The following is a 209-nucleotide window of genomic DNA, read 5'->3' on the forward strand; positions in this document are numbered from 1 at the left end:
TTATTTCGACCGATCAATCGGCATGGTCAAATCATGGATAAAGCTCTAACTTCCAAATCTGTCGCATTGATTACTAAGCGGAACAAACATTTAGAAAATCAGAAACATTCATTCTCAGGGCATAGCTTATGGGCTGGATTTGCTACAACCGCTGCCATTTTTGGTGTTCCTGAGCATCTGATCATGAAGCAAACAGGCCATAAAAGCTC

1 pseudogene is annotated in these 209 nt (G+C 41.1%); it reads left to right on the forward strand.

The features are described from left to right. Positions 1–209, forward strand: a pseudogene (locus TY19_RS00275) (tyrosine-type recombinase/integrase); the annotation flags it as partial.

Source organism: Candidatus Protochlamydia sp. R18 (assembly GCF_000648255.1).
Classification (GTDB): domain Bacteria; phylum Chlamydiota; class Chlamydiia; order Chlamydiales; family Parachlamydiaceae; genus Protochlamydia; species Protochlamydia amoebophila.